8 protein-coding genes are annotated in these 9,243 nt (G+C 43.9%); 1 reads left to right on the top strand and 7 read right to left on the bottom strand.

Translation table 11 applies throughout. The annotated features are described in order from the left end of the window. The 4 genes from B5E60_RS14310 to B5E60_RS14120 form a co-directional block, all read right to left on the bottom strand. Positions 1-524: Arm DNA-binding domain-containing protein (locus B5E60_RS14310; protein ID WP_239403358.1), on the bottom strand; the 524-nt coding region annotated here is incomplete at its 3' end. 746 nt (positions 525-1,270) lie between these two features. Beyond that, positions 1,271-3,187, bottom strand: coding sequence for a hypothetical protein (locus B5E60_RS13305; protein ID WP_143260779.1), 1,917 nt, complete (start codon positions 3,185-3,187; stop codon positions 1,271-1,273). Further along, positions 3,091-4,296 carry an SIR2 family NAD-dependent protein deacylase gene (locus B5E60_RS13300; RefSeq protein ID WP_204246486.1) on the bottom strand — a complete coding sequence of 402 codons (1,206 nt, stop codon included), beginning with the start codon at positions 4,294-4,296 and terminating at the stop codon, positions 3,091-3,093. Before B5E60_RS13300 ends, B5E60_RS13305 begins: the two co-directional genes overlap by 97 nt. Positions 4,297-4,316: 20 nt before the next feature. Next, positions 4,317-4,766, bottom strand: a complete 450-nt coding sequence (locus B5E60_RS14120; RefSeq protein WP_204246485.1) for a hypothetical protein — start codon at positions 4,764-4,766, stop codon at positions 4,317-4,319. Positions 4,767-5,139: 373 nt separating this feature from the next. Between B5E60_RS14120 and B5E60_RS13295 the strand changes: the two genes are divergently transcribed. After that, complete coding sequence (locus B5E60_RS13295; RefSeq protein WP_087312407.1) at positions 5,140-5,610, top strand: hypothetical protein; 471 nt, start codon at positions 5,140-5,142, stop codon at positions 5,608-5,610. 258 nt (positions 5,611-5,868) lie between these two features. On the opposite strand, the gene B5E60_RS13290 is transcribed toward B5E60_RS13295, so the two are convergent. The 3 genes from B5E60_RS13290 to B5E60_RS13990 form a co-directional block, all read right to left on the bottom strand. Further along, a complete protein-coding gene (locus tag B5E60_RS13290; protein WP_162611651.1) occupies positions 5,869-7,059 on the bottom strand; it encodes a TlpA disulfide reductase family protein in 1,191 nt (396 codons plus the stop codon). Between the two features lie 292 nt (positions 7,060-7,351). After that, positions 7,352-8,794 (bottom strand): S41 family peptidase, encoded by a 1,443-nt coding sequence (locus B5E60_RS13285; RefSeq protein ID WP_087312403.1) that lies wholly within the window; start codon positions 8,792-8,794, stop codon positions 7,352-7,354. Between the two features lie 80 nt (positions 8,795-8,874). After that, positions 8,875-9,045, bottom strand: a complete 171-nt coding sequence (locus tag B5E60_RS13990; RefSeq protein WP_162611650.1) for a hypothetical protein — start codon at positions 9,043-9,045, stop codon at positions 8,875-8,877. Positions 9,046-9,243 lie beyond the last annotated feature (198 nt).

Genomic DNA, 9,243 nt, shown 5'->3' with positions numbered 1-9,243 from the left:
CGGACCTCTTCCGGCTTCTCCTGCCCGAAGAAGAGCTCCTGCAGCAGGTGAGCCGTGACGGGGCGGTTCTGCTGCTCCAGTTCGCAAAAGATTTGATACAATTTGATGCGGGCCTCCTCAATATAGGTGTTCAGGTTGCAGGCGCGGCGGCTCTTGCCGCGGGCCGTCTCCTTGGCCTGACTCCACAGGGCAGGGTCGATGCTCTTGCGGAGGTTGTTTTCGACGCGCGTCCCGTTGACGGTGATGCGCATGCAGACGGAGGCCTCTCCGTTTTTCAGCAGCCTGGTCTTCTTGAGGAAGAAAAGACCGGGTGGACTGGTTCGACAAATGTAGGAAATCCGACTCGACTTATTGCCATGCAAAATATTGCAGTTCAGCGAGAAAAGTGCGAATTCAGTGGGGATGGATGCGGTGTTTTCCATCTCCACCGATTGTTCCACCAAAAGGTGCCGAAAACCGCTGTTTTTTGCGTTGCCGATAAAAAGAGAAAACCCTGATTTCGTTTGGAAATCAGGGTTTTGCAACTTTTTGCTTCTCTTCAAAGTGGTACCACCAGGAATCGAACTATGCGATCAAGTGCCTGTATCTCTTTGAATTGTACTTCGGCAAAAAGGACTGTCTCCCGCGGTTGCTCCACCGAAAAACTGCACCATTTTGCAGGGTTTCACGGGGTCGATTTCCTACTACGATGCAAAGATAAACTTTTATTTTGAGAAACAAACAGTTGCCCTCCGATTTTGCTCCACCTCGGAAAGGAATCGAATAATTTTAGTTGTTTCCTGATGGCATCTTATGGTTGTTGTTCGCCATTTGGGGCTTCTAAATCCTCATGAAATCGATGCCCCCAAAGCCCTTTTCCCGGTAAAACCCCTTGAAATTCACCTGCTCCAGTCGGCAACCGGTTGTGGCTGTTCGCGGGGGCCATGCGGCTGCGGCGCCCAAACCGAGTAGCCAATGTGTCTCCGTTTTATGAGTACGGTGTCTACCTCACTTTTTCACTGGGGAATCGTTTATGGTATTTACTCCGGATTGTCGTGAATCCGAAATTGCCGCGTAGCTGGTCTGACATGCCTGGACAGATGCTACCTATGTTATCCTGGGTGATGAGGAGGACTTTCTGCTGCGACAATCCCCCCCCCGATGGGGCAAAATAAAACCGGAAACGGTTTTTACGGCAGCGGATGTCCGAAAAGCGATATCATGTTTTTGAATGGTAATAGAGGTCAAAACGTATCATTTATCTGGGCGTCTCATATTATTATTGTGATAATTACATTTGTGTTTCATTGTTTGGCAAATTTCTCAAATATCCATTACGGATGTCATTTGGAATTGTTTTAGAATTCACCAATACTTGCCATTGTTTGTTACATTCAGTACTGTCAATGCCGTTAAATTGTGTTTTAGAGATGCAGGCAGCGAGCTGTCCTCCATAGTAAAGTAAATCGGCTTTTAATTCAGCTGATATGTCTTGGGTCTTTGTAATTCTTTGCGGTAGAGAAGAAAGAATCTCGAATAATATTTTAAGATTTTGTTTTTTAATAATATTAGACTGAATCCATGTTTGAAAGCCGAATAACATATATGTTGTTTCATAATTAAACAGGTAGTGCACTTTTTCAATTGCAGTTTGTACAATCTCTTGGACAGAGAATCGGCCATTAGTTAATCGATGACAGTTTCCTGTAGCAGAGAAAGCATCTATTATCCAATCCTTGTCTGATGATGTTATACCATTTTTCAGGTATTGCTTTATTGTCGCTTTATCGTCATCGGTGAATGTATTCGATTGGGAGATGAAAGACAGATTCACAATTGCTTGAGCCAATGGGTATTGATCTTTCAATGCTATAACTTTCTTGAGTAGTTCTTCTCTTACTCCTTTTTGAATTAAAGAACAGTCGATTCGTTCAATATATCTATTAATATGATTCATTGCTGAATCGAGAAAACGTTTCATTCCGCCCCAAAAAGATTCCGAATCGTGTGTGTCATGGAGCGTCTCAAAGTTAATATTGATAAAATATAGAATTTTTTCAGTAATAAGGTTAATCTGATTCGTTGTTATGTGTTTATAGCAGTCAATGAATTTCACCATATAGTTGTCGAGGTTGCTGATTATAGCAGAAGAATCTGTTATTTTGAAATCCAATTCTTGGAACTTGGCAACTTGGCTATTCAGGTGAGTGATAAATTTATTCTTCCAAATCCGATCTTGATCCGGAATGAGACTTATTCCCAAGAAGGAGATTAGCCGTGTATTAAGCAAATTATCAAAATGTAATAAAATGCTGTGATCTATTTTTTCCCGATATTCTTCAGGTAAGATTGTATGAATGTCAAAAAAACGATTGACTGCAACTCTGCGTATATCTTGAGACTTGTTTGCAAGCCCATTTATTATTATGTCAATAGTTAAATTAGTCCCTTGCCATTTTTCTATTTTGATGTGAGGCTTTGGAATATCACATTTTCGATAGTCGAGCACAATAGGATTTTCCATTATACTCCACCATACTTCTATTGCTTTATCAATCGGAAGAGAGTTATAGCAAGTTGTGAGAAGCTCTGAAAGATTGGCTTGAGACGAGTCATAGATTCTTTGAATGAATTTTATAATTAGAACAATCCTGTCTGCATTCAGCCATACACACAACCGGGCAAGTATGGGTAATACGATATTAATTTCGCGGCTTCTCCATGTAGGTTTATTGCTTGCTTCCATGTTGGGCATCAATACCTCTATCCAAGAATCGAATAATTTTATAGCATCTTTTTCGGAAATATTAAGAATTTTCTGTCGTGAAAGAGTCGTATTGAGTGCATTCTTATCATTTGACTCAACAAGATAAGATAGTGCAACGTCAAGTCCAACTTCTGCAATAAGAGGAAGAGCAAGTTGATTCAGGTTAGAATTATACGTCATTGAATTTGCTCCGATAGGTTGGCCATAAGCTTCAGCTAATAGGTAATAACGTCCTGCTCCGACATATTTTTCGATGTAGCCGCTTGATCCTGAATGCCATGATGTCCCCAATGTTCCGATGTTGAAACCGTGGGAGTGCGTTACGCTAGGCTTTTCTTCGGTTGTTATTTCCTTTTTACATAAATCATAATATCTCCAGAAATGAAAGTTTTCGTCCGTTTTTTTCTTTGTTTGCTTGGAATAACGTTGTATGGAAGACAATCCGAGATTAATGTTTCTGCACTTAACTGATACTCCGATTTACTGTTTGTTATTAATTTCCGGCGAACATTACCCAATGAAACCTCTAAAATATTCGAGGCTTCATCAATTTTGTCTATTTCTTTTAAAATTCGAGATTTCCATAGTGCCCCTCGATAATCATCAGGAGATACTTTCCAAGAATCCAAAATCTTGTTCAGATTTGTAAATTCACAGTGAGAGACAGACCAAAGAGCCTCTTCGTATATAATTCTGTTATGCAGCGCCGTATTGTTTGATGGAATCCGATTACGAACAAGTTGTAAATTATTCTTGAAGTCATCATCATCTGTAATACGATAAATTTGCAATAAAGCAACTGATAAATAATCAACTTTTATTTTGTCTTTAGGGTTGATTGAATCATAATGATTTACTATTTCTTGAATTGCGTTTACATACCATTCCGTATTGATCCAGGATGGCATAAAGGAGATCTGCAAACGCCAAGTGTATTCATAAAGAAACTCCAACTTATCTTTATCATTCAGTTCAGAGAACCTTTGACCCATGAAGGGAAATTCAGTGCGACAATCGCTGAAATCGTTTTCAATTCTGTTTACAGGAAGAATGATCCAACCGGGATACGATTCCCGAATTTCGCGCATTTTGTCTATTGATTCCTTTAATGACTTCTTATTACCGAAGTTTAGTTCTCCGCTCCATTCTTTATTCTCTTGAAATTTATTGCCTACGTAAGAGAGTATAAAATCCATCGCTTCTGCAGGATCTTCTGAAATATCCGCCGTAATAATTGGTTCGACCTTTCTGGATGTGAGCAATTTTATTTCAGAATCATGGGGGCGGGAACCGACGTAAATCATGTAGATTGGAAGCATCTGTTGCCCCATAATATCTCGAAACCATCCCAGCCAACTTAAAAAATTCGGATCATCTCCAGAAAAACCAATGAGACAAAACTGGGTTTCTATCAGGGCTTGTCGAATGGTATTGACAAACTCTGGAAATCGTTCTGGATAGGTTCGGTAATCTTCTTCTGTGATTATAAACGGCCTGTTGTCGGGGAGTGACCCGTGTAGTTTTATTATTCTGGGATGAGGTTGGTAGATAAGTGAATCTTTGGATGTTACTACATTATAATGACGATAGGCTTTTTTGCAGCATCTTCCAACAAAGAGTCATAGTTTGTGGTAAATATATCTCGCCATTGAAGGCTCACTAATTGAATATGTAAGTCGCCTGGGGAGATTGAATCATTGGGCAGCGAATTCTTGATTATTTCGTCAAGAGCGGTTCGTCCTTTGGTACTTTCAATTTGCTGAGCAAGCCGGAGGGCCGATTTAAGACGGAAATCGTGGTCGCTTGGTCTTGAACCATATAAGGCTGTATAAAAATCTTCACATAATTCGCCCCAATCTTTCATGTGAATATCCTCGCCCATTTTGGCGTTCTTGCTAAATCCGGCCCCAACCATTACAGATGCTTTCCCTAAATCGAGAAATGTTCGTAGTTGGTTAAGTTTCATTTTTATCGAAGAATTCAAATTCTTCTCTATTTCCTTATATGTATTCTTCTTCATATTGCAAATATAATAATTTAATAGACACTATGTTAACTTCTTATTATGGATTGTGGCCGGATTTTTAGGATGGCTATTGGAAATAATTCATTTAATTTTCTACCTTTGTAAATGGTTCCGTGCCTCTGCGGACGGATCCAGACATATTTACGAACGTTTCGTTACGTTTTCTTTCGTACTCAAACTTCGCAAACTTGACACGATGAAAGAGATGTGACTGGACGCCTCGTGGACGCATGTATTGTGCCCGCAGGCCTTTGGCTTGCTATGTGCACGATACACGTTTCGCGTGGGCTGTCCGTGTTGCTTATTTCATCGTGGGGCAGCGAAGGCCTGAGTACGGGGTAAGTCAATGCGGCAACCCACGTTTTTTATGGCTTTCGATTACGATTACACGGGCAACCCCGCCCTGCTCGACCGCCGAAAGGTCGCCTTCTTCGCCTCGCGCGTCGTCTCGCCGGCTGTCGAAGAGCAGGCCTTGCGCTGGGCGGAGGCGTGTTGCGCAACCGATTGCGTCGTAATCAGCGGCTTTCAATCCCCACCCGAAAAATCCGTCTTTGGGCTCCTGCTGAAAGCCCGGCATCCGGTGATCTGGGCCCTGGGGCGCGCCCTCTACCGCCGCTATCCGCCTGCCATCGAAAAGGCCCTGGCCGAGCAGCGCATCTTGATCTTTGCCGTCCGCAACGCCCGCCGAACCGGTTGGCAGACAGCCCAAACCCGCAACTACACCATCGCCACGATGGCCGAAGAGAGTGTCTACGCCCTCCGCACAGACGGTCGCCCCAGTTCGCTCAGCGTCCTCTGCGAGTTGGAACTGGGGCGCAAGCCGGTGTGCTGTTTTTGATGGGGGCTGGTCGGCGATCGTCACTCCTCTTGGTTGATAGGCTGCGAATCGGAACAATATTTTTCAATCCGCCGGCCGCTCGCAGCGTTAGGAAATTCGCCAATCTGCGGAAAATTTGATGACATGGCAGTCCAATACGTTTCCTGCAAGAAAACGACCGTCATACCTTGCCGCAGGACCCTCGACGGGGTTTGCCTCAGATTCGTTCGGGAGTCCTCACGGTGAAATGTTCCTGTCTGGCGACCTGACTGTAAGTGCCTAATTTAACATTTCCTCCAGTTGAGCCTCCTCCGTCGGAGTGATCCGCTGCCAGCGGGCGGCAATACGGCCATCTCGGTCGATCAGGATCAGACACGGAATCTGCGTTACTTGATACAAATCCGCCAAATCGGCCTGCTCGGGGAAATAGAGCGCGTCACTATTGACTGATTCGCAACTCAGCACCTGCGGACAATAGTCCAGACCGTGCTCCGTGAGGGCTTTCCGCCAGGCCTGCGGATCGTCATCCACCGAGAGCCCGATGACCTGCAGCCCTCTGTCGGCATATTTCCGGGCAGCCTCGTGGATCGCGGGGGCCGCCTTCAGACACGGCCCGCACCACGAGGCCCAGAAATCGAGCAACACGACCGATTTTCCCACATAATCGGAAAGGCGGACAAGGTTTCCGGATGCGTCGGTGCGGGTGAAATCATAGCCCGGCATTCCGACCTCGAATCCACTGTCTCCCGTGACGAAAGCAAGTTGAATTCCGGCCAGCTCCCGCATGATCCGATTCCCGTCAGTCGTCGGAATCCGGTCATACAGGGCTTTGAGTTCTTGTGGCTCGTGCCGGTTTACCCGTGTTGAGAGATACAGCAGATGAGGGGCAATCGCATAATCCGGATGTTGCGTAATAAATGCCATGCGGAGCGAATCCTCTACGGCCTGTTCCAATTTGAACTCTTGAACGGCCTGCATAAATTGCCTCCACAGAGAATCCCGATTTTCAGAAGAAGCCTGCAACCATCGCTCGTTTAGGCCTATTGCCCGACGATTTTTCTCACATAATCGTTGAGGAACAGCTCCGAGTTGTGCCCGATAATCCCCGATCTCCTTCATCAGGGAGCCTTCCAAGCCGGTAAAATCATAGGGATGCGACCGGTTTATTCGCAGATGCATCTTGTCCGGGACTAGATATAACACAACTTCATCCATATTTTCGAAAGAGAGATAAGCGGGAGTAATTCCCGGGATTTCCCCTTCGAAGCGGATTTTTCCGTCGACCAGGCGGGCTGAATCGGTCTGAACATACCAGGTTCCTTTCCGATTGACCGGGTAGGCGAGAAAGACGAATTCCCCAGACGGAGCTTCAGAAATTTGAATGTCCAATTGAAACCGGTTTTGATGCGACGGCGTGCAGGAAACCGCCAGCATCAGGGTAACAATGCCCCATAAATAATTCATCTTCATATCAGAAATGTTGTTATATCGGAAGATACCCCCCCCCAAAAAAAATCTCGTAGCTTGTAATCTTGTAATTTCACATGCAATTCTTGTCATTGTAAATCATGTGAGTTTATACAGAGGTTCTGCAATCAGAATGGTTTGATTATAATATCGTTCTCAGATTGTCTATCTTTCAAAAAATGTCGTTATATCTGACGTGACTGGTGACCCTCATACAACGAATCCTCCGACGTAATTAAATTATTGTCTCGACCCAAAAATTGAAATCAGATAATTCCAAATGAGTCATAAGTCATTAACTCTTTATATCACATTTAATGATTTCCAGTAACTTGTCAAGCATTGCATCCTGTCCCGAGAGATAATCCCGCGCAACGTATGGGATGGCAATATCCGGCATCAGCACCCCGTTGACTGCTCGGGTATGTTCATCGTATTCCATCGTCGAGACGGAAGCCTCATATAACAAGGAGGAGAACCAAGCCTTTCCAGTCACAGTTTCTCCATAACGAAGGGCATTACGGCAAAGCGGTTCTCCAACCAATGATGCGGAACCGTTGTACTGCAATATATTACAAAGTGAGGCTGCGATGGATGCCGTATTTCTGCTTATTAAAATGTAGATATGCATATCGTCGCCTATATACCATGCAGGGTCTAGTTCAATCGTTTTTACTGTATATCTATCCGGTAACCTGACTGTTTGTCCCATCATCTCCTCCGTGACAAAGTCATAATCGGCTCGTGTCTCCGAAGAAATCCTCAGTTTCTGTGATTTCAAATAGGGAATCGTAGGACGATCGATAAACAGAGACAATAGTTTGTCGAACATATATCCGCTGCCGCCCGTGTTATATCTCAGATCGAGAATGATATTTTTACAGTTCTTGGCTTTAAATTCGGCAATCTTTGATCGCAGCACCTTAATTATTCTCGGATTGAAGAAACGAGAGAATTTAGGCAGCGCAATATAACCACTTTGAGCTGATTCGTATATGCGGATATTACGATCCATTGACTCCTCGATAGCCAGAGATGTGGTAACATTCTGGTATTTCATTCCAGCCGTTGTGATCGTCTGTAATTTATTTCCCCGGATCAGTTGAACTGTATAATCGGTTCGTAGATGTTGAAAATAGTAATTCTGCAGTAGAATTTCGGGCGTAGTATAGCGATCATCATAATTGAATTCGAGTAAGTCAGACGATTTGACGCCATTGATTGAAACAATCATATCGCCTTTATGGAATAGCGGGTTGACAGAGGTATTTACAATCAAGGTATCTTTGACCTGCAACAGGTTAAAGCCAAGTCTCCGTCGTTTTTTCAGAAAGTTCCGTTCTGTTTTGTAGACGCGGCCGTCTATCGGTATTCTGGCAGCTATTCGATAGTGCGGATCGATCTCATGTAGCCAATCGATATAGGGTCTTAGAATATAAAACAGATCCGACGTTAACAGTGTATCTTTCCCCAATTGGGTGTGACGGGCATTGATCTGCTGCAGTAACTTCTCTTTTATGGTCGGTGTCAACAGCGAATCTACGGTGGGATGGATCGCACTGGTCGGCAACTCAGTCCACATGTCTGGATGAAGTGTCCACACGTCCAAGATTGCCAAGGCACTGTTTTTTACAGGGACGGAACGCTGTTCAACGCTCTCAATGTTGGGACTTTCCCCGGGCGTTTGGGTCTGTGCAATATGAATCCATAGTGGTAATAACCACAATAACCACTTCATATTTCAAATGTTTGAAGTGTCTGCCCAAATCCTGTTTAAAGATTCGAATTTGGGCAGACTCAATTAGACGTTAATATCTACTATTTCGGGCCGAAAATGAGAAAATATGTGCCGTTTTCATCGGACCCGATCTTTACCTTTCGCGCTCTTTTCATGCAAGAGACGCAAAAGTCGCCGCCCTTTACCGATTCCATTTCGGCATGGGAAAGGCGCTCAAACTTTGAGCCGTTGATTTCTTCAAAGCGTTTCATAATATGCGGTGTTAAGTTGGTTCCTACATTTTTGAGGATTTTCGGTTTTCTCCTATCGAATTGCGCAATTCGCTATGTCAAGTCATTCGTGTCCGGGAAAAATCCGGACTGGTTATTATAAAGTTTAACAATTAAAACAAAGTAGGTTCGGTAGAACCATCCGGTTCATTGACAATATTGCAGTTAGGTTTACAGAAC

The sequence above is a fragment of the Alistipes sp. An116 genome, assembly GCF_002161005.1.
Classification (GTDB): Bacteria; Bacteroidota; Bacteroidia; order Bacteroidales; family Rikenellaceae; genus Alistipes; species Alistipes megaguti.
The sequence above is the reverse complement of the archived record's forward strand: the minus strand, read 5'-3'. Positions and strand labels throughout refer to the sequence as shown.